The organism is Massilia sp. NBRC 108631 (assembly GCF_059704565.1).
This window is the reverse complement of sequence record NZ_BAAKJE010000049.1, coordinates 60,589-79,477: the sequence shown is the minus strand read 5'-3', so window position 1 is coordinate 79,477 and position 18,889 is coordinate 60,589. Positions and strand designations below refer to the sequence as shown.

Genomic DNA, 18,889 nt, shown 5'->3' with positions numbered 1-18,889 from the left:
GCGCCAGGTAGCGGTCGAAGCGCTGGCCGCCGGCCACTTCCACCAGCCGCGCCAGCACGTCCGAGGCGATCGAATATTCCCACTGCTCGCCCGGGTGGAACGTCAGCGGCAGCGGCGCCAGCGCTTCGATCAAGCCTTCCAGCGAACTGTCGGCGTGCATCACGCGGCGCGCGCTGTAGGCCTGGTAGATCAGGCTGCCAGGATCGAGGAAGCCGTAGCTCAGGCCGGAACTGTGGCACAGCAGGTGGCGCGCGGTGATGGAGCGGCGCGCCGCTTCGCTGTCATCCAGGCGGGTGGCGCCCGGCCGCAGCACGCGGCGCCGGCCCAGCGCGGGCAGATAGGTTTCCAGCGGCGCATCCAGCTGCAGGCTGCCGCGCTCCACCAGCTGCATCACCGCCACACTGGTGACCAGCTTGGTGTTCGAGAAAACGCGGAACAAATGGTCCTCGCGCAAGGGGACGCCGGCCTCCTTGTCGGCCCAGCCGGCGCAGTGGCGATCCACCACCCGGGTGCCGGACAGCAGCGCGCACGAGGCGCCCGCCAGGATTTCCGCGTCCACCCAGGCCTGCATGGCGCCGTGTACTGCCTTGAATTGTGTGCTCATGGCTGCACGGTAGCGCATGCCGGCCGCAAGCTCAAGCCTGGCCTGCTACACCGGCGGATGCGGCTGGGCCCGTTCGCGGCCGATGCCGTCGAACCAGTCCAGCGCGGCGCCCCACAGGGCTTGCGCTTGCGGGCGGAAGTAGCCCATGTGGCCGATCTTGCCGAGGCCGGACGCGGCCGGGTCGATGGTGATGCCAAACCACGGCGCGTTGCGGTAGCCGCGCATGAAGGCGTCGCGCGAGTTGGGCGGCGCCCACAAGTCGTCGATCGCGTTGACCGCCATGATGGGCGCGCGCACTGTGCCGAAACCGGCCGCCACCTGGCGCATTTGCGGGTCGTCGAAGAAGTAGTGCGGGAAGCGGCACCAGTGCTTCCACTGGCGGTACACGTCCAGCGGCAAGTCCTCGCCCATGCCCAGCTTGCTCCACGCCAGGCAGCCCTTCCAGCGCGTGAGCAGCGGGCCGATGATGTTCCACATGACCTTGACGCGCAGCCGCTCCGCCAGCGGCATCCAGCCGTGCCAGCCGGCGCCGGTGGCGAAGGTGTACAGGCCGTCCACCTTGTCGTGGTTGGGCAGCAGGCCGAAGGCATGGCCGCCGTAGGAATGGCCCACCATGTACAGCGGCACAGCCTGGCCGGGTCCGGCACCGCCCCCAACGCCATCGCCGGCCGCCACGGCTTCCACCGCCGCCGCCAGGTCGAGCCGGCCCCAGTCCAGGTAATCCATGCGGAAGCCGCGCAAGGTCGCCGGCTTGGACAGGCCGATGCCGCGGTAGTCCAGCGTCAGCACCGTGTAGCCGTTGGCGGCGGCGTACTCGGCGAAGCGGCGGTAAAAGCCCTGCGGCACGCCGGTGGCGCCGGCCACGATCAGGCGCGCCCGCTCGGGGCCGTGGCTGCGGTAGCGCAGCGCCGTCAGCGGGTAGCCGTCGGCGGCGTGCAGGGCGACACGCTCGGGCTGGCCGGCCGGGACCGGGGACACGGCCGCGACGGCGGCAGCCTGCGTCGCCTGAGCTGCGCCGGCGACATCGATGGCGGCAAGCTTGGCCTGCACGGTGCTTGGGGCGGGTATGGAGTTCATGGCTGTCCTCGTTGCAGTCAGGGTTGGGCGTCCAGCAGGGACAACAGGGCATCGGTGGCTTGCAGCATGGGCGTGGCGTCGTGCGCGACGCGCGCCTGCAGCAGGCCGCCTTCGTAGGCGGCCACGATCAGCGCGGCGAAGCCTTGCGCGCGCACTTCGCCGTGACCGGCCGCCACCAGCGCGGACCCGATGCGGGCGCGGATGGCGGCAAAACCGTCGGCCAGCGCCTGGCGCAGCGCCACGTCGGCCGCCGTCGATTCCAGCGCCACCGCCGCCAGCGGACAGCCGCGCTCGAAGCCGCTGCCGTCCAGGCCGCTCAGCGCGCGCCCGATCCACGCCTTCAAGGCGGCGCGCGCGTCCGGCTCGCTGAGCATCAGCTTGTCGAGCATGCCGCACATATAGGCCACCGTGCTTTCGATGGCGGCCACCGCCAGTTCGTTCTTACCACCCGGAAAGTGGTGGTACAGCACCCCCTTGGGCGCCTGCGCCTTGGCCAGGATGTCGCTCAGGCCGGCGCCGTGCAGGCCCGTGTAGCGCAGGGTATGGATCATGGCGCCGATCAGGCGGTCGCGGGTGGCAGGCGTTGTCATGATTGAATTCTATAGACCGGTCGGTCTAGCAGTCAAGCGCTATCTGTGGTTATCATCCATGCAAGGCGGCTAACGATCGGGGGCGGGCATGGTCAAACGGATCCGGGTGGGCATAGGCGGCTGGGACTTCGCGCCGTGGCGCGCAAGCTTCTACCCTGCCGGGCTGGCGCAAAAGCGCGCGCTGGAATACGCCAGCAGCCAGGTCACCAGCATCGAAATCAACGGCACCTATTACCGCAACGCCAAGCCGGCCCACTTCGCCAGCTGGGCCGCGCAGACGCCGGACGATTTCATGTTCGCCGTCAAAGCCAGCCGCTACTGCACCAACCGCAAGGCCCTGGGCGAGGCCGGCGAGTCCATCGGGCGTTTCATGGACAGCGGGCTGAGCGAGCTGGGCGCCAAGCTCGGCCCCATCCTGTGGCAGCTGGCGCCGACCAAGCGTTTCGACCCGGAAGAGATGGCGGCGTTCTTCCAGCTGCTGCCGGCCAAGCTGGGCACGCGCAAGCTGCGCCACGTGCTCGACACCCGGCACGCCAGCTTCATGTGCGCGGACTACCTGAAGCTGGCGCGCCAGCACAAGGTGGCCACCGTGTTTACCGATTCGGACAAATACCCGTCCTACGCCGACGCGACCGCCGATTTCGTCTACGCGCGGCTGATGTGCGCGCGCAGCGAGATCGCCACCGGCTACGGCAAGCCGGAACTGAAGCAGTGGGCCGCGCGCGCGGCGCAGTGGCAGGCCGGCGGGCAGCCGGATGACCTGCCGTACGCCGGCGCCGCCAAGACCAGGGCCGCCGGGCGCGACGTGTTCATCTACTTCATCAATGGCGCCAAGGAGCGCGCGCCGGCGGCGGCGCTCGGACTGCTGGCGGCCCTGGGGTAAAGCTGGCGCCGCCACGCGGAACGTGACTGATGGCAATGGGTATTGGTAGAATACGCCTTTGGGCGATGGAATTTGCCTCCCGCCCGCATTCGTTTTCGAAAGAACAACATGAGCCACACTACCGCCTTCTCCGGCAGCCTGTTCATGGTGGCCGCGCCCTCCGGCGCCGGCAAGTCGACGCTGGTCAACGCGCTGCTGGCGCAGGAACCCACCATCAAGCTGTCGATTTCGACCACCACCCGCGCCCCGCGTCCGGGCGAGGAACACGGCCGCGAGTATTTCTTCACCACGCCGGAAGACTTCGTGGCGCGCGCGCAAGCGGGCGAATTTCTGGAGTGGGCCGAGGTGCACGGCAATTACTACGGCACCTCGCGCATTTTCGTGGAAGAGCAAATGCGCACCGGCACCGACATCCTGCTGGAAATCGACTGGCAGGGCGCGCGCCAGGTCAAGAAGCAGTTCCCGCAGGCGGCCGGCATCTTCATCCTGCCGCCGTCCATCGCGGCGCTGGAAGAGCGCCTGCACAAGCGCGGCCAGGACGAACCGCACGTGATCACGCGCCGCCTGCTGGCGGCCGGCGGCGAAATCGCACACGCTCCGGAGTTCGAGTATGTTATTATCAATCAGGATTTTCCGGTCGCCTTGTCAGAATTGAGCGCGATTGTGAGAGCGGCCCGTTGCCGGTTTGCGCAACAAGCGGCCCGCAGTGCATCACTCTTCGCCCAGTTGGGCATCCATGCCGACCACGCAGAATAAACCGCTGAACAAGCACACGCTGTATTTTTAGGAGTTAAGATGGCCCGTATTACGATTGAAGATTGCCTGAAGAATGTACCGAACCGCTTCCAGCTGACCCTGGCCGCAACCTACCGCGCGCGCCAGCTGCTGCAAGGCCACACCCCCAAGGTGGAAGCCAAGGACAAGCCGACCGTGGTCGCACTGCGTGAAATCGCCGCCGGCAAAGTCGGCCTGGAAATGCTGAAAAAGGTTCCCATGTAAGTTGGGAGCCTGCGCTTCCTGCCCAGTGTAGTACGAGGTTCAAGCCCAAGCACACCGACACTGGACATGTATGGACCTGACTGACACCGATGTTACAGGCAAGCCCGCCAGCCGGGCCCGGCGCCCGGCCAAGATTGAGCCGGGCGTTCCCACATCTGCACCTTCCGCACCGCCACCTGTGACCTCTTCGCCACTCGCTACTCCTACTTTGACGGCGGGCGTTGCGTCCGTCACCCACCTGACTGAAAAACTGTCCGAATACATGACGGCGGCCGACCTGAAAAAGGTCAAGGAAGCCTACCGTTTCTCGGACGAGATGCACCTGGGCCAGGTGCGCAAATCCGGCGAGCCCTACATTTCGCACCCGATCGCCGTGGCCGAGATCTGCGCCGACTGGAAGCTGGACGCCCAAGCCATCATGGCCGCGCTGCTGCACGACGTGATGGAAGACCAGGACGTCAAGAAGGACGAGCTGATCGAGCGCTTCGGCGCGCCGGTGGCCAACCTGGTCGATGGCCTGTCCAAGCTGGAGAAGATCGAGTTCCAGAGCCAGATCGAGGCGCAGGCGGAAAACTTCCGCAAGATGCTGCTGGCCATGGCCTCGGACGTGCGCGTGATCCTCATCAAGCTGGCCGACCGCCTGCACAATATGCGCACGCTGGACGTGATGACGCCGGCCAAGAAGCGCCGCATCGCCAGCGAAACGATGGAAGTGTACGTGCCCATCGCGCACCGCCTGGGCCTGAACAACATCTATCGCGAACTGCAGGAAATCTCCTTCTCGCACCTGTACCCGCTGCGCTACCACGTGCTGGCCAAGGCCGTGAAGGCGGCGCGCGGCAACCGCCGCGAAGTGGTCAAGAAGATCCTCGAGTCGGTCAAGAACACGCTGGCCATGGCCGAGATCGAAGCCGAAGTGTACGGCCGCGAGAAGACCCTGTACGGCATCTACAAGAAAATGCGCAGCAAGCACCTGTCGTTCTCGCAGGTGCTGGACGTGTACGGCTTCCGCGTGGTGGTCGACAGCTTCCCCAACTGCTACGTGGCGCTGGGCACCCTGCACTCGCTGTACAAGCCGATGCCGGGCAAGTTCAAGGACTACATAGCAATCCGCAAGCTGAACGGCTACCAGTCGCTGCACACCACCCTGATCGGCCCCTACGGCACGCCGGTGGAATTTCAGATCCGCACCCAGGAAATGCACCGCACCGCCGAATCCGGCGTGGCCGCGCACTGGCTGTACAAGACCGGCGACATCAATTTGAGCGACATGCAGCAGCGTACCCACGCCTGGCTGCAGTCGCTGCTCGACATCCAGCAGCAGACCGGCGACTCGGCCGAGTTCCTGGAACACGTGAAGGTCGACCTGTTCCCGGACTCGGTGTACGTGTTCACGCCGAAATCGAAAATCATCGCGCTGCCGCGCGGCGCCACGCCGATCGATTTCGCCTATGCCATCCACACCGGCATCGGCGACCACACGGTCTCGGTCACCATCAACGGCGAGCCGTCCACCTTGCGCAGCGAACTGCGCAACGGCGACATCGTGGAAATCGTCACCGACGCGTCGTCGCGGCCGAGCCCGAGCTGGCTGTCGTTCGTGCGCACCGGCAAGGCGCGCTCGGCCATCCGCCACCACCTGCGCACCATCAACCTGCCGGAATCGATCGCGCTGGGCCGCCAGTTGCTGGCGCAGGCGCTGTCCACCGTCAACGTCGATCCGAACCTGCCGGGGCCGCTGGCCGAGCGCCTGCTGAACGAATCGAGCGCCAAATCGATGGACGAGCTGTACGCCGACATCGGCATCGGCAAGCGCATGGCCGCGCTGGTGGCGCGCCACATCTTCGGCCTGCTGGGCGGCGAATCGGCGGCGGCGCCGGTGGACCACAACAGCGCAGCCGAGCTGGACCCGGTGACCATTTGCGGCAGCGAGGGCGTGTCGGTACAGCTGGCCCAGTGCTGCCTGCCGATCCCGGGCGACGGCATCATCGGCCAGCTGCGGCGCGACCAGGGCCTGCAGGTGCACACGCTGGACTGCTCGCTGGCCAAGCGCCAGCGCCAGAAGGAGCCGGAGCGCTGGATCGCCGTCAAGTGGGGCGCGGACATCAACCGCCGCTTCGACAGCCGCATCAAGCTGCTCATCAACAATGAAAAAGGCATTCTGGCGCGGGTGGCGGCCGAAATCGGCGAGTCCGACGGCAACATCACCTTTGTCGGCATGGACGAGGACAAGGAACACGTGCTGCACCAGCTGCGCTTCACCATCCAGGTGAAGGACCGCGTGCACCTGGCCGGCCTGATGCGCAACGTGCGCCGCGTGGCCGGCGTCAACCGCATCCTGCGCGAGCGCTCGTAGTCCTGCGGCGCGGCGGCGTTACCCGTCGACGTCCTGCATGAAGCGCTCCAGCACCTGCCGGGTTTGCGTCAGCTTCGCCGCCTTCTGATCGACCAGGCGGATCTGCGCGCGCAGCGTCTCGCGCAGTTCGTCGCAGGGTTCGAAGATCCGCCCTTCCCCCCTGATGCAGGCAGAGAATTGCCGGATGGTGGCCAGCGTCATGCCGGCCGAGCCAAGCAGCTTGATCCGCTCGACAGCCTGCTCGTCCACCGGACCGTAATCGCGGTATCCCGTGCCGGTGCGGCGCGGCTTGAGCAGGCCTTGCGCTTCGTAATAGCGCAGCATGCGGATGCTCACATCGCAGCGCCTGGATAGTTCTCCGATCCTCATTTTCCCCTTGACCCTGACAGCGCTGTCAGCTTCTAGACTGCACGTTCCTTACCAACCGCAGGAGCATGCAATGTCGATTCAAGCCGCCACTTATCCAACCCTGATCAACGCCCAGCCGGCACGCGCGGCCGACCTGGCGCCCCTGGCTTTCGCCGGTTTCGCGCATTTTACCGCGCTGCAGGTCCGCGACCGCAAGGTCAAGGCAATCGACCTGCATCTGGCGCGGCTAAGGACAGCGTCCCTCAAGCTGTTCGGGGCCGCGCTGCCCGATGAGCAAGTCCTGCACAGGATCCGGCAGGCCATTGCCGCCGGTCCTGCCGATATGTCGCTGACGGCCACGGTCTACTCGCCGGACGGCGAGTTCACCGCCCGGACCGCGGGGACGGAGCCCGGCATACTGATCCGTACCGGCGCGCCCGCCGATGGCCCTGCCGGCCCGGTGCGGCTTGCCGCCGTCGCGCACGAGCGGCACCTGCCCGCGATCAAACATGTCGGCGAAGGGGCCAAGACCTACTACTTGCACCGCGCCCTGGAACAGGGGTTCGACGATGCCGCCTTCGTCGACCGGCACGGCAGGCTGGGCGAGGCGACCATCTGGAACCTGGCCTTCTGGGACGGGCATGCCGTCGTCTGGCCCCGCGCGGCAATCCTGGCCGGGACCATGATGGGCATGGTTCAGCGGCAATTGCAGCGCCTGGGCGTGCCGCAGCATCGCCGGGACATCACGCTCGCCGATCTGGCCAGCTTCTCCGGCGCCGCAATCATGAACTCCTGGACACCCGGCATTGCCGTCACCGCCCTTGGCGCGCATACGCTGGCGGAAGCCGCGCCTTTCATGGCGCTGCTGAACAAGGCCTGCGACGCCGAACCCGCGCTGGCTGTTTAGCTATCGATTTTCCAGCGGCTCGTACCAGTAGGCCCGGTTGGCCAGCGGCGTTTGCGGCGACAGCAGCCGGTTCTCCAGCCGGAACAGGCGCCGCTTGCGCAAGCCCACTTGTGCGATCAGGCCGTCGTAAAACTGGTGGAAGATGCGGTCGAAGCTGCCGTCGGCGATCATCGCGCGCAGGCCCGCCTCGATGCGCTCGGCCAGGCGCGGCTGGTCGGGCGCCACGAAGAAGTAGCGCGGCAGCGGCATATAGATGACGAAGCTGCGCTCCAGCGCCAGTTCCGGGAAAGCGCCGACGTAGGCAGCCTGCTCGTACACCGCCTCCTCCATCGAGCGCGGGAAATGCTGGAAGCGGTCGGCCGCCAGCATGCTGTGCAGGCCGGCGGTCGAATTGCCCAGCGCGACGGAAAAGCCGTCGTCCTGGAACACGGCCGTCGAACTCCACTGCCGCCCGGTTCCCAGCGGTATCCGCTTCAGCTGCGCCAGCGTGCGCACCGCGCTGAAAAACGACTGCCGGCGGCCGTCGATCAGCGAAATGCGGTAGCCGGACAGCCCCTTGTCCACCGGGATGCGGATCGGGATCAGTTTCTGCTCCCATTCGGCCGAGCTGATCTGCGCGCTGACGCCGATGCGCTTGCCATGCAGCATTTCCTGCAGCAGGCGGTCGCGCTCCATGGCCAGCGGCGCGGTGCGCAACGCGTAGGGCCCGTACTGCGCGCTGGACGCCGCCAGCGCCGCCTTCAGCACATGGTAGCTGTAGCGGTCGCGCAGGTCGGCGCGGCCGAAGTTGTGGTCGATGGTGTAGACGTCGGGCCCGCCCGCCCGGGCCAACGGCAGCGGCGGCATCAGCAGCGTGCCCAGTGCCGCCGCCAGCACGCGGCGCCGTCTATTCGCTCGCAGGCGCAGGATAGCTCACCTTCAGGATGTCCAGTTCCTCCACCCCGTTCGGCGTGTGCAGCGTCACGGCGTCGCCTTCGCGCGCCTTGGTCAGCGTGCGCGCCACCGGCGAGATCCAGCTGATCTTGCCTTTCAGCGGATCGAGCTCATCGATGCCGACGATGGTGACGGTGCGCTCCTCGCCGCTGGGGTTGCTGTACGTAACGGTGGCGCCGAAAAACACCTGGTCGCTGCCGTGGTGCACGCTGGGGTTGACCACTTCAGCCAGGTCCATGCGCTTGGTCAGGAAGCGGATGCGGCGGTCGATTTCACGCAGCCGTTTCTTGCCGTAGATATAGTCGCCGTTCTCGGAGCGGTCGCCGTTGGAAGCGGCCCAGTGCACCACCCGCACCACTTCGGGCCGGTCGACGTCGATCAGCTGCAGCAGCTCGTCCTTGATGCGCTGGTAGCCGGCCGGCGTGATGTAGTTCTTGGAACCGGGCGGGATGGCCAGCGCCAGCGCCGCTGCTTCGTCGTCATCGTCGTTGTCGGTTTCTTTGGTAAATGCTTTACTCATGACTTCCACTACTTTCACGTATCATTGCCGCATGAAGCGATTGTACACACTCAAGCGCCGTTTGCCGCGCCGCCGCGCGCCATGAGCGAACAACCCGCCATCGCAGCGGCCCTGCAGCTGGCCCAGGCGCGCTTCGACGCCATCGTGCGCAACATGCCGGGCCTGGTGTACCAGTTCGAGCGCCACGCCGACGGCAGCGTGGCCTTTCCCTACCTGAGCGACGGCTGCCAGGCCCTGCTGGGCGTGACGGCCGCCGAGCTGCACGCGCAGCCGCAGCGCTTCTTCGAACTGATCCTGGAGGAAGACCGCAAGTCCTACCTGGACGCCATGCAAGCCTCGGCCGCCTCGCTGTGGAGCTGGAACTGGGAGGGCCGCATCTGGGTGGACGCCTGGAAGGACGTCAAGTGGATCAACCTGCGCTGCACGCCGCACGTGCTGCCCGGCGCCGGCACGGTGCGCTGGGAAGGCATCATGACCAATATCACGGAGAGCAAGCTGGAGCAGCTGGAGGTGCGCCAGAGCCGCGCCCGCCTGGCCGAGCTGACCGCGCACATTGAAAACGTGAAGGAGCAGGAGCGCACCCGCATCGCGCGCGAAATCCACGACGACCTGGGCGGCAACCTGACCGCCATCAAGATGGCGCTGGCCATGCTGAGCCGCCGCCTGCCGCCGGACGACGCCGCGCTGCAGGACAAGGCCGCCTACGTCGATGCGCTGGTGGACCGCACCATCGACGCGGTGCACCGCATTTCGCTCGACCTGCGCCCGTCCATCCTGGACTTCGGCCTGGTGGCGGCGCTGGAATGGCAGGCCAAGGAATTTGGCACCCAGGCCGGCATCGAGGTGGTGTTCGACAGCGCGCTGCGCGAGATCGAGCTGGACCCGGACCGCGCCAGCGCGCTGTTCCGCATCGTGCAGGAGGCGCTCAACAATATCGCCAAGCACGCGCGCGCCAGCAGGGTGGCGCTGCAGCTAAGCCGCACGCGCCAGTACATCATCCTGAAAATCAGCGACAACGGACGCGGCATTGCCCCGGCCGACCGCGCCAAGCCGCAGTCCTTCGGCCTGCGCGGCATGGCCGAGCGTGCCCGCGCGCTGGGCGGCACCCTGACACTGGGCCACGCGCCCGGCGGCGGCACGGTGGTCGCGATCAAGATAAAACGCGAAAATATGCACGCCGGTAACGGTGCACCCTCGTCCGCAACGCCCGGCGGCGCTACAATAGGGAAATGACACTTATTGCCGCAATGAAATAGTTCGGCCGCGCTTACGCCCCATGACAGACAAAGCCCTCATCAAAGTCTTCATTGCCGACGATCACGCCATTGTGCGCGAAGGCTTGAAGCAAATTTTGGCCGACACCCGCGACATCGTGGTGGCCGGCGAAGCGGAAAACGGCCTCGACGCCGTCAAGCTGTTCCGCAAATCGGGCTGCCACGTGATGCTGCTCGACATCTCCATGCCCGACCGCAGCGGCATCGAGGTGCTCAAGCAGGTAAAAAAGGACAAGCCCGAGCTGGCTGTGCTGATGCTGTCCATGCACCGCGAGGACCAGTACGCGATCCGCTCGCTCAAGGCGGGCGCGGCCGGCTACCTGACCAAACAAAGCGCTCCTAAAGAGCTAGTCACTGCGATCCGCCAGGTCGCCGGTGGGTTAAAATACATCAGTCCGGCGCTGGCGCAGGAACTGGCCAACCACGTGGGCGAGGACCACGAGGCGCCGCCGCACGAAACGCTGTCCGACCGCGAATACCAGACCCTGACCATGATCGCCTCCGGCAAGACGGTGGGCACCATCGCCAAGGAACTGTCGCTGTCGGTCAAGACCGTCAGCGAGTACCGCGCCCGCCTGCTGGCCAAGATGAAGCTGAAGAACAGCGCGGAGCTGACCCACTATGCGATCAAGAACCAGCTGATCGAATAGCGCTGAACGGAATGCAGGTTGTTGCTGGTTCGATATTGTTTCATGCTAAAAAGTAAGTGCTGTTCTGCCCGCTTATCCCCGCATCGGCGGCAACCGGCCTGAACTATCATGGAGCCAGTCAGTAAACCTAGATAAGAGGCCGTGCGTCACATGTCCAGTAAATCGTCCCCTCCCGCAGCGACCGAGCAGAACCCGGCCGAGATAGCGCGCGAAGCCTTCCGCCGCCTGGCCACGCGCCGCATTGCGCCCACGCCGGAGGCCTACCGCGACATCTACCACGAGATCGCCGGGGTCCGGCCATCCGGCACCGCGGTGCCGCCAGCCGGCCCGGTGCTGGCCGGCAGCGCCGCGCCGGCCGATCCCGGCCCCGAATTGATGCTGTACCAGTTCGCCAGCCGCCTGGGCGACCAGCCGGGCGACCTGGCCGAATTCGGCCGCCGCCTGAGCCGCGCCGTCAAGGCGCGCGACTGGGAAGGCTATGCCCGCACCCTGACCCAGCTGGCCGAGCGGCCCGCCGCGGCCAAGCGCGGCATCGACGTGGCCGACATCCCGGACGGCGAACACACCAAGGCGCTGCGCGAAATGCTCAGCCGCACGCTGAGTTTCGCGGTGGCCTCGCTGCTGAGCGGCACGCCGGCCCTGGTGGCCGAGGCCGAAGCGCTGGGCGCGGCCACCAAGGAAGCCCACACCGAGGCGGCGCTGTCGGAAATCGCGCTGCGCCTCAAGCAGCTGTGCTACCAGATCGAACTGAAGAGCGGCGACACGGCCGAGCAGCAGGAGCTGCTGCTGCGCCTGTTCCGCCTGCTGCTGGAAAACGTCAGCGAACTGCTGGACGACGATTCCTGGCTGCGCGGCCAGATCGACGCGGTGCAGGCGCTGATTTCCGGGCCGCTGGACCAGCGCGCGCTGGAGGACGCCACCCGCAGCCTGAAGGACGTGATCTACAAGCAAAGCCAGCTCAAGCACAGCCTGTCGGACGTCAAGCTCACCGTCAAGAACATGATGATGACCTTTATCGACCGCCTGGGCCAGGTGGCCGCCTCGACCGGCGACTTCCACGAGAAGATCGGCGGCTACTCGGCCAAGATCAGCCAGGCCGAGAACATCACCGAGCTGAACCAGATCCTGGACGAGGTGCTGAAGGAAACCCGCATCGTGCAAGGCGAGGCGCTCAAGGCGCGCGACAACATGGTGATGGCGCGCCAGGAAGTGCAGGACGCCGAAGCCCGCATCCACCAGCTGGAGGCGAAGCTGCAGCACATGAGCGAGCTGGTGCGCGAAGACCAGCTGACCGGCAGCCTGAACCGCCGTGGCCTGGACGACGTGTTCGAGCGCGAAACGGCGCGCGCGGACCGGCGCGGCACCCCGCTGTGCATCGCCGTGCTGGACCTGGACGATTTCAAGAAGCTGAACGACACCTACGGCCACATCGCCGGCGACGCCGCGCTCAAGCACCTGGTCAAGATCGTCAAGGACACCTTGCGCTCGATGGACGTGATCGCCCGCTTCGGCGGCGAGGAATTCCTGATCCTGCTGCCGGAGACGTCCATCGAGGCGGCCTCGCAGACCATGACGCGCCTGCAGCGCGAACTGACCCGCCACTTCTTCATGCACGACAACGAGAAAGTGCTGATCACCTTCTCGGCCGGGGTGGCGCTGCGCCGCCCGCACGAAGACCAGACCGCGCTGGTGCAGCGCGCCGACAAGGCCATGTACCAGGCCAAGCAGACCGGCAAGAACCGTGTCGTGGTTGCCGATTAATTAATTTCCCAGCTCCAACACCCCGGGCCCGCCACTGTGCGGGCTTTTTTTATGCCCGAAATAAATTATTTTTAGCCCTAAAGTTCGGCTCAAACGCGCCGCTTAAGCGTGTACTGCTGGGTGAATTTGAGGGTGAAACGAAAAAATTTAGCGTCTTTTCCTCCCTTAATTTTCCCATGGGGCAACCGTTACCAGTTACAACAGCGGCTTGATCGTCTCGGAACAGCGAGGCGGGCCAAAGTGAAATGAGCATGTAGCCCAACTAGCAGTACAAGTTTCGGAGAAACACATCATGGCACAAACCATCAACACCAACATTGCCTCGCTGAACTCGCAACGTAACCTGAATTCGTCGCAAGCCGCTCTGGGCACCTCCCTGCAACGCCTGTCGTCCGGCCTGCGCATCAACAGCGCCAAAGACGACGCTGCCGGTCTGGCAATTTCGGAACGCTTCACTTCGCAAGTTCGCGGCAACAACCAGGCAGCCCGCAACGCCAACGACGGCATCTCGCTGGCGCAAACGGCTGAAGGTGGTTTGAGCACCGCCGGCGACCTGCTGCAGCGTATCCGCGAACTGGCCGTGCAGTCGGCCAACGGCTCGAACTCCGCGTCGGACCGCAAGTCGATCCAGAACGAGGTGTCGGCCCTGTCGAAAGAACTGGACCGCGTTGCCACCAGCACCCAGTTCAACGGCCAGAACGTGCTGGACGGCTCCCTGACCAGCACCCAGTTCCAGGTTGGCGCGAACTCGAACCAGGTCATCAACATCGGCGTGCAGAGCGCCAAGGCTTCGGACATCGGCAACAACACCATCAAACCAACCGAGACCGCCACCTCGCTGTCGCAAGCGGTGGCTACCACCGCCACCAACCTGGACGACGATGTCACCACCGGTCTGGCCGACGACACGCTGTCGATCAGCTCGGGTGCCGGTGTAAAAACCGACATCTTCGTCAAAACGGCCGCCCCGACCGCGACTCCGCCTGTCATCGGCGACACCGCAAAATCGATCGCTGCGAAAGTGAACGCCACCACCCAGACCAGCGGCGTGTCGGCACAAGCCAAGACCGTTGCCACCATCTCCGACATCGAAGACGGTGCAGTGAACTTCCAGCTGCGCGGCGCGAACTCGAAAGCCAACGACGCCAACTCGAAGGCCGTGACGATTACCGCCAAAGTGGTAGGCGGCGACCTGTCTGCCCTGGCCCAGGCGGTGAATGCCCAAAGCAACACCACCAACATCACCGCAACCGTGAAGATCGACTCGGCCGGTAAGAAAGAACTGGAACTGACCGACATCACCGGTAACGACATCCAGATCGCTGCCCAAAGCGGCGATGCGGCCCTGCAAGGCACCGCACGTATCCGCGGCGCCGACGTGGGTGGCGCTCCCGGCGCCGGCCAGGTCCTGACCAGCACCGCCTCCGCCGTAGTTGGCGGCCGCGTGGAATTCTCGTCGGATTCGGGCTTCTCGATCTCCAGCACCAACAATGCAGTGACCGGCGGCACCAACGTGGGTAGCGACCTGCAAGCAGTATCGGGTCTGGACGTAAGCACCGTGGAAGGCTCGAACGCCGCGCTGCTGACCATCGACTCCGCGCTGAACGCCATCAACAGCAACCGTGCAGCACTGGGTGCGATCCAGAACCGTTTCGCGTCGACCATCTCGAACCTGCAAACGACCACGGAAAACCTGTCGGCTTCCCGTAGCCGCATCCAGGATACCGACTTCGCAGCGGAAACGGCCAGCCTGACCCGTGGCCAGATCCTGCAGCAAGCCGGCACCGCGATTCTGGCGCAAGCCAACTCGCTGCCGAACGGCGTGCTGTCCCTGCTGCGTGGCTAATCGCCGCATCAGCCGGTAATGCAATGATGGGCAACCATCATTGCCGACCAGCACCCTGGCTGACTCGTTCAGCCAGGGTTTTTTCGTAAAGGAAGCATCATGACTATCGATTCCATCAGCGCAGCTTCGCCGCTGCGCGGCACGGAGCGTCCGGTCAGTGGCGCGGAAAGCGTGGCGCCGCAGCCGGCTAGCCGCGCGCCCGCCGCCACGGTGCTGGAAACGGCGGCAGCCGTGCGCGGCGCCGAGCCGGCGCCCACGCTGGAGCAGGTCAACCAGGCAGTGTCGGACCTGAACAAGTCGCCGCTGGCCAAGTCGCAAGGCTTGGAGTTTTCCATCGACAACGACAGCAAGCGCACCATCGTCAAGGTGATCGACCAGACCACCAAGGAAGTGCTGCGCCAGATGCCCTCGCCCGAAGCATTGCAAATCGCCAAAGCGCTGGACAACACAAAAAGCCTGCTAATCAGCCAGACCGCCTGAATACGGCGCGCCGCAGAGCGCGCCGTTTTTTTTCGCACCATGCCATCATAGAGGCGGGCCGTATCGTGAACTGGCCGGTAAATCCCCTTCTCAAGTCCTCTTTGATTGTGCCGATAATGACTTAATCTATCGTTTTCACCAGGAGTACAACGTGGGCCTCTCATCACCCGGCATCGGTTCCAATCTGAACGTCAACGACATCATCAGCAGGCTGATGGCGGTCGAAGCCGCGCCGATTGCCACCCTGGACAAGAAATCGGCCAGCTACCTGGCCAAAGTGACCGCCTTCGGCACGCTCTCGGGTGCGCTGGGCACGTTCCAGAGCTCGCTCTCCAGCCTGACCTCGCTGGCCAGCTTCCAGACGCTCAGCACCAATTCCAGCAACAGCGACATCCTGACCGGCACTGCCAGCAGCAAGGCCCAGCCCGGCACATACAAAGTTGACATTACGCAAATTGCGCAAGCGCAAACGCTGGCCTCTGGCGGCTACAAGAGCACCAAGTCGGCCATCGGCCTGGGCGGAAAGACCACCATCAACATCCAGCTCGGCACGGTGGCCGGCGGCACTTTCGGCATGAGCGGCACGGCGCTGCCGAACACGGTAGTCACCGGCGGCATCACACCGGGCGGCCTGAGCATCAACAACACGGCCATCGCCACCGACAGCAGTACCCGCAGCGCGAAACTGCTGGCCGATGCCATCAATGCCAAGAGCACCACCACCGGGGTATCAGCCTCGGCCGCGCCCACCGTGACCAGCGCCACGTTGTTTGGAGGCACCGGTGCGTCCAATTACGGCGCGGTAGACACCTCCGGGGGCGGCACCTACAGCCTGAGCGTGGGCGGCGTGGAAATCGCTGCGCAGGCCAGCGGCTTGCTTCCCGGCGACGCCGGCGCAATTGACGCAGCCACGCTGGACGCGGTGCTAAGCGGCAGCAACAGCGTGACCCAGGCCCTCGCCAACGCCAACATCACGGTCCAGGGCACTGCAGCCGGCGGCGACCTGCGCTTCACCAACGCCGACGGATCCAACATCAGCATCACCGAAGCGGTAACCGGCACCGTCACCGGCGGCATCAACAATGCCGGAACGGCCAATACCGGCTACAGCAGCACCACCACCAGCTCGATCTCGCTGCAGTCGTCCAACGGCAGCCAGATCACCATAGGCGGCAGCAACCCGGCCGCCGCCGGTCTGACGGCTGGCGTTGGCGGCAGCTACCAAAACGCCACCTTCACCCAGGATGGAAGCCGCAGCAGCGGCAACATCGTGATCGACAGCAGCAACAACACGCTGCAAGGCATCCGCGACGCCATCAACAAGGCCAACTTCGGCGTCACCGCCAGCATTGTCTCGGACGGCAGCGCCAATACCCCGAACCACCTGGTGCTGACTTCCAGCGCCACCGGCGCCAACTCGAACATGCGCATCAACGTCAGCGGCGACGGCGCCGATCCGGCCGACACCGAAATTGCCAACCTGCTGAGCTATGATCCGGGCGGCGTGCAGAAGCTGAGCCAGAAGACCGCCGCGCAGGACACACTGGCCTCCGTCAACGGTATCGCCGTGCAAAGCAGCAGCACCGGCATTTCCGGCGCCGTCGAAGGCCTGACCCTGACCGCCGTCAAAGTCGGTTCGGCCAGCATTACCGTGGCCAAGGACACCGCCGGCCTGACCGCCAACATCCAGGGCTTCGTCAAGGCGTACAACGACTTGAGCAGCCAGATCAAGGCCCTCAGCGGCTACAACGAGGAAACCAAGGTCGGCGGCGATCTGCTGGGCGACTCCACCGTGCAAAACCTGCAGGCGTCGCTGCGCCGGCAGCTGACCGGCACCATCACCGGCTTGCAGGGCACCAAGCTGACCTCGTTGTCCCAGATCGGCGTCGCCTTCCAAAAGGACGGTTCGCTGACCTTGGACCAGTCCAAGCTGGGCAAAGCCATCAGCAATAACTTCAGCGACATCGCCGGCCTGTTCGCGGCGGTTGGCCGCAGTAACGACGCCGACGTCACCTTCATGAGCTCGTCAGCCGCCACCAAGGCCGGCGACTACATCGTCGATATCACGCAGCTGGCCAGCCAGGGCACTTTGACCAGTTCCGCTCCCGTGCCCGGCAGCACGGTGATTGCGGAAGACACGGTGTGGACCGTCAAGCTGAACGACTCGGTTCCCACCAACAGCAGCAACACCGCTTCAGTCAAACTGACGGCCGGCACCTATACGCCGGATGCGCTGGCCACGTTGCTGCAGGCATCGATCAACGGCGCCAGCAACTTCACCGACGCCGGCTCCACCGTCTCGGTCAGCATCAACGACGACGGCACGCTGAAACTGAATTCGACCAAGTACGGCGACAAGTCCAACATTACGCTCACCAGCGACACCGGTACCGCCGTCAGCGACGTGTTCGGCGCCGCCACGTCGGTAGATGGCGTCAACGTGGCAGGCACCATAGGCGGCTATTCGGCCGTGGGCGACGGCCAGACGCTGACCGGCGGTCCGGGCGCGCCAACCGACGGGCTGAAGCTGGAAATCAAGGGCGACACCATCGGCAGCCGTGGCACGCTAGGCTTTTCACAGGGCTACGCCTACCAGCTGAACAATCTGGCCAAGAGCTACCTGGGCGCGCAAGGCGTGCTCACCGGGCGCACCAAGGGCCTGAACGACTCGGTGAAAGACATCGCCAAGCAGAAAGACGCGTTCAATGCCAAACTGGTGGATATCGAAGCGCGCTACCGCAAGCAGTACACGGCGCTCGATACGGCGCTGTCGAGCCTGTCCACCACGGCCGCGTTCCTGACGCAGCAATTCGCAGCACTGAACAAATAAGCAACGGGAAGAGGGAGAAATAGTATGTTCGGATCAAGGCAAACCGGCGTCAATGCCTATGCAAAAGTGGGCATGGAGACTGGTGTAGTCGCAGCCAGCCCCCACAAGCTGATCGTCATGCTGTTTGACGGCGCGCTGGTGTCCATCGCCACCGCCCTGATGAATATGCGCTCTGGCAACATCGGCGAAAAGGGCAAGGCTATTTCCAAGGCCATCATGATTATCGACAGCGGCCTGCGCGCCGCGCTCGACAAGAAGGTGGGCGGGGAGATCGCCGAAGGCCTGGATGCACTGTACGAATACATGAGCAGCCGCCTGCTGACGGCCAATCTGAAGAACGACCCGGCCATCCTGGAAGAAGTGCAGCGCCTGCTGACGGAACTGCGCGACGCCTGGAACCAGATCGGCGACACCCCGGCTGTGCAAGCGCCCGCGCCCGCCGCCAACGCCAACGCCACCAAACTGATTAATAAATACGCGAGCGCCTGATCCATGATGACGAATCAAGAAGTTTTATCCGTGTACGCCGACATGGCAGCGCTGACCGAGCAGATGCTGGCGCATGCCACCCGTGGCGAATGGGACGAGCTGGTCGCGCTGGAACAGCGCTGCGCCGGCCACGTGCGCACGCTGCAGGGCCAGGAAGACCCGCGCCCGCTGCAAGGCGCCGAACGCGAGCGCAAGGTCGAGCTGATCCGCCAGATGCTGACCGCCGACCGCCAGATCCGCGACCTGGCCATGCCGTGGATGGCGCAGCTGTCCGCCCTGATCAACAGCACCGGCGCCGAGCGGCGCCTGGTGAACGCTTACGGCAGCGTCTGAAGCCGGGAT

The 18,889-nt window shown here is 65.2% G+C and carries 19 protein-coding genes; 13 read left to right on the top strand and 6 right to left on the bottom strand.

The features are described 5' to 3' along the window. The 3 genes from AC6H42_RS05935 to AC6H42_RS05925 form a co-directional block, all read right to left on the bottom strand. The coding region (locus AC6H42_RS05935) for a serine hydrolase domain-containing protein (protein ID WP_497547602.1) at positions 1–604 on the bottom strand (604 nt) is incomplete at its 3' end. Between the two features lie 45 nt (positions 605–649). After that, a complete protein-coding gene (locus AC6H42_RS05930; RefSeq protein ID WP_497547601.1) occupies positions 650–1,681 on the bottom strand; it encodes an alpha/beta hydrolase family protein in 1,032 nt (343 codons plus the stop codon). Between the two features lie 17 nt (positions 1,682–1,698). Beyond that, complete coding sequence (locus AC6H42_RS05925; RefSeq protein ID WP_057157577.1) at positions 1,699–2,271, bottom strand: TetR/AcrR family transcriptional regulator; 573 nt, start codon at positions 2,269–2,271, stop codon at positions 1,699–1,701. 88 nt (positions 2,272–2,359) lie between these two features. Between AC6H42_RS05925 and AC6H42_RS05920 the strand changes: the two genes are divergently transcribed. The 4 genes from AC6H42_RS05920 (at position 2,360) to AC6H42_RS05905 (ending at position 6,509) form a co-directional block, all read left to right on the top strand. Then, a complete protein-coding gene (locus tag AC6H42_RS05920) occupies positions 2,360–3,154 on the top strand; it encodes a DUF72 domain-containing protein (RefSeq protein WP_082552111.1) in 795 nt (264 codons plus the stop codon). Positions 3,155–3,262: 108 nt separating this feature from the next. After that, the gene (gene gmk / locus AC6H42_RS05915) at positions 3,263–3,910 is read left to right on the top strand and encodes a guanylate kinase (RefSeq protein WP_057157576.1); all 648 of its coding nucleotides are present in this window, start codon (positions 3,263–3,265) and stop codon (positions 3,908–3,910) included. 39 nt (positions 3,911–3,949) lie between these two features. Continuing rightward, positions 3,950–4,153 (top strand): DNA-directed RNA polymerase subunit omega, encoded by a 204-nt coding sequence (gene rpoZ, locus AC6H42_RS05910; RefSeq protein WP_005665923.1) that lies wholly within the window; start codon positions 3,950–3,952, stop codon positions 4,151–4,153. A 70-nt stretch (positions 4,154–4,223) separates the two neighbouring features. Further along, positions 4,224–6,509 carry a RelA/SpoT family protein gene (locus tag AC6H42_RS05905; protein WP_057157575.1) on the top strand — a complete coding sequence of 762 codons (2,286 nt, stop codon included), beginning with the start codon at positions 4,224–4,226 and terminating at the stop codon, positions 6,507–6,509. Positions 6,510–6,527: 18 nt separating this feature from the next. On the opposite strand, the gene AC6H42_RS05900 is transcribed toward AC6H42_RS05905, so the two are convergent. Continuing rightward, the gene (locus AC6H42_RS05900; protein WP_057157574.1) at positions 6,528–6,878 is read right to left on the bottom strand and encodes a MerR family transcriptional regulator; all 351 of its coding nucleotides are present in this window, start codon (positions 6,876–6,878) and stop codon (positions 6,528–6,530) included. Positions 6,879–6,948: 70 nt separating this feature from the next. On the opposite strand from AC6H42_RS05900, the gene AC6H42_RS05895 reads away from it, so the two are divergent. Further along, complete coding sequence (locus AC6H42_RS05895; protein WP_497547600.1) at positions 6,949–7,764, top strand: aminotransferase class IV family protein; 816 nt, start codon at positions 6,949–6,951, stop codon at positions 7,762–7,764. Here the strand turns inward: AC6H42_RS05895 and AC6H42_RS05890 are convergent, their stop codons facing one another. Together AC6H42_RS05890 and greB are read right to left on the bottom strand one after the other, a co-directional pair. Beyond that, on the bottom strand, positions 7,765–8,640 hold the full coding sequence (locus AC6H42_RS05890; RefSeq protein WP_229418316.1) for a transporter substrate-binding domain-containing protein: 876 nt from the start codon (positions 8,638–8,640) through the stop codon (positions 7,765–7,767). A gap of 10 nt (positions 8,641–8,650) precedes the next feature. Continuing rightward, a complete protein-coding gene (greB, locus tag AC6H42_RS05885) occupies positions 8,651–9,217 on the bottom strand; it encodes a transcription elongation factor GreB (RefSeq protein ID WP_057157572.1) in 567 nt (188 codons plus the stop codon). A gap of 81 nt (positions 9,218–9,298) precedes the next feature. On the opposite strand from greB, the gene AC6H42_RS05880 reads away from it, so the two are divergent. The 8 genes from AC6H42_RS05880 to AC6H42_RS05845 all read left to right on the top strand — a co-directional run bounded on the left by AC6H42_RS05880 (position 9,299) and on the right by AC6H42_RS05845 (position 18,880). After that, positions 9,299–10,450 (top strand): sensor histidine kinase, encoded by a 1,152-nt coding sequence (locus tag AC6H42_RS05880; protein ID WP_082552110.1) that lies wholly within the window; start codon positions 9,299–9,301, stop codon positions 10,448–10,450. A 43-nt stretch (positions 10,451–10,493) separates the two neighbouring features. Next, positions 10,494–11,141, top strand: coding sequence for a response regulator (locus tag AC6H42_RS05875; RefSeq protein ID WP_057157571.1), 648 nt, complete (start codon positions 10,494–10,496; stop codon positions 11,139–11,141). A 150-nt stretch (positions 11,142–11,291) separates the two neighbouring features. Next, on the top strand, positions 11,292–12,902 hold the full coding sequence (locus AC6H42_RS05870) for a GGDEF domain-containing protein (RefSeq protein WP_057157570.1): 1,611 nt from the start codon (positions 11,292–11,294) through the stop codon (positions 12,900–12,902). Between the two features lie 292 nt (positions 12,903–13,194). Continuing rightward, positions 13,195–14,748, top strand: coding sequence for a flagellin N-terminal helical domain-containing protein (locus AC6H42_RS05865; RefSeq protein ID WP_057157569.1), 1,554 nt, complete (start codon positions 13,195–13,197; stop codon positions 14,746–14,748). 99 nt (positions 14,749–14,847) lie between these two features. Next, on the top strand, positions 14,848–15,228 hold the full coding sequence (locus tag AC6H42_RS05860) for a flagellar protein FlaG (protein WP_057157568.1): 381 nt from the start codon (positions 14,848–14,850) through the stop codon (positions 15,226–15,228). A gap of 151 nt (positions 15,229–15,379) precedes the next feature. Beyond that, on the top strand, positions 15,380–18,058 hold the full coding sequence (gene fliD / locus AC6H42_RS05855; protein WP_057157567.1) for a flagellar filament capping protein FliD: 2,679 nt from the start codon (positions 15,380–15,382) through the stop codon (positions 18,056–18,058). A 24-nt stretch (positions 18,059–18,082) separates the two neighbouring features. Beyond that, entirely contained in the window at positions 18,083–18,547 is a 465-nt protein-coding gene (gene fliS / locus AC6H42_RS05850; protein WP_057157566.1) for a flagellar export chaperone FliS, read from the top strand. Between the two features lie 3 nt (positions 18,548–18,550). After that, a complete protein-coding gene (locus AC6H42_RS05845) occupies positions 18,551–18,880 on the top strand; it encodes a flagellar protein FliT (RefSeq protein ID WP_057157564.1) in 330 nt (109 codons plus the stop codon). Positions 18,881–18,889 lie beyond the last annotated feature (9 nt).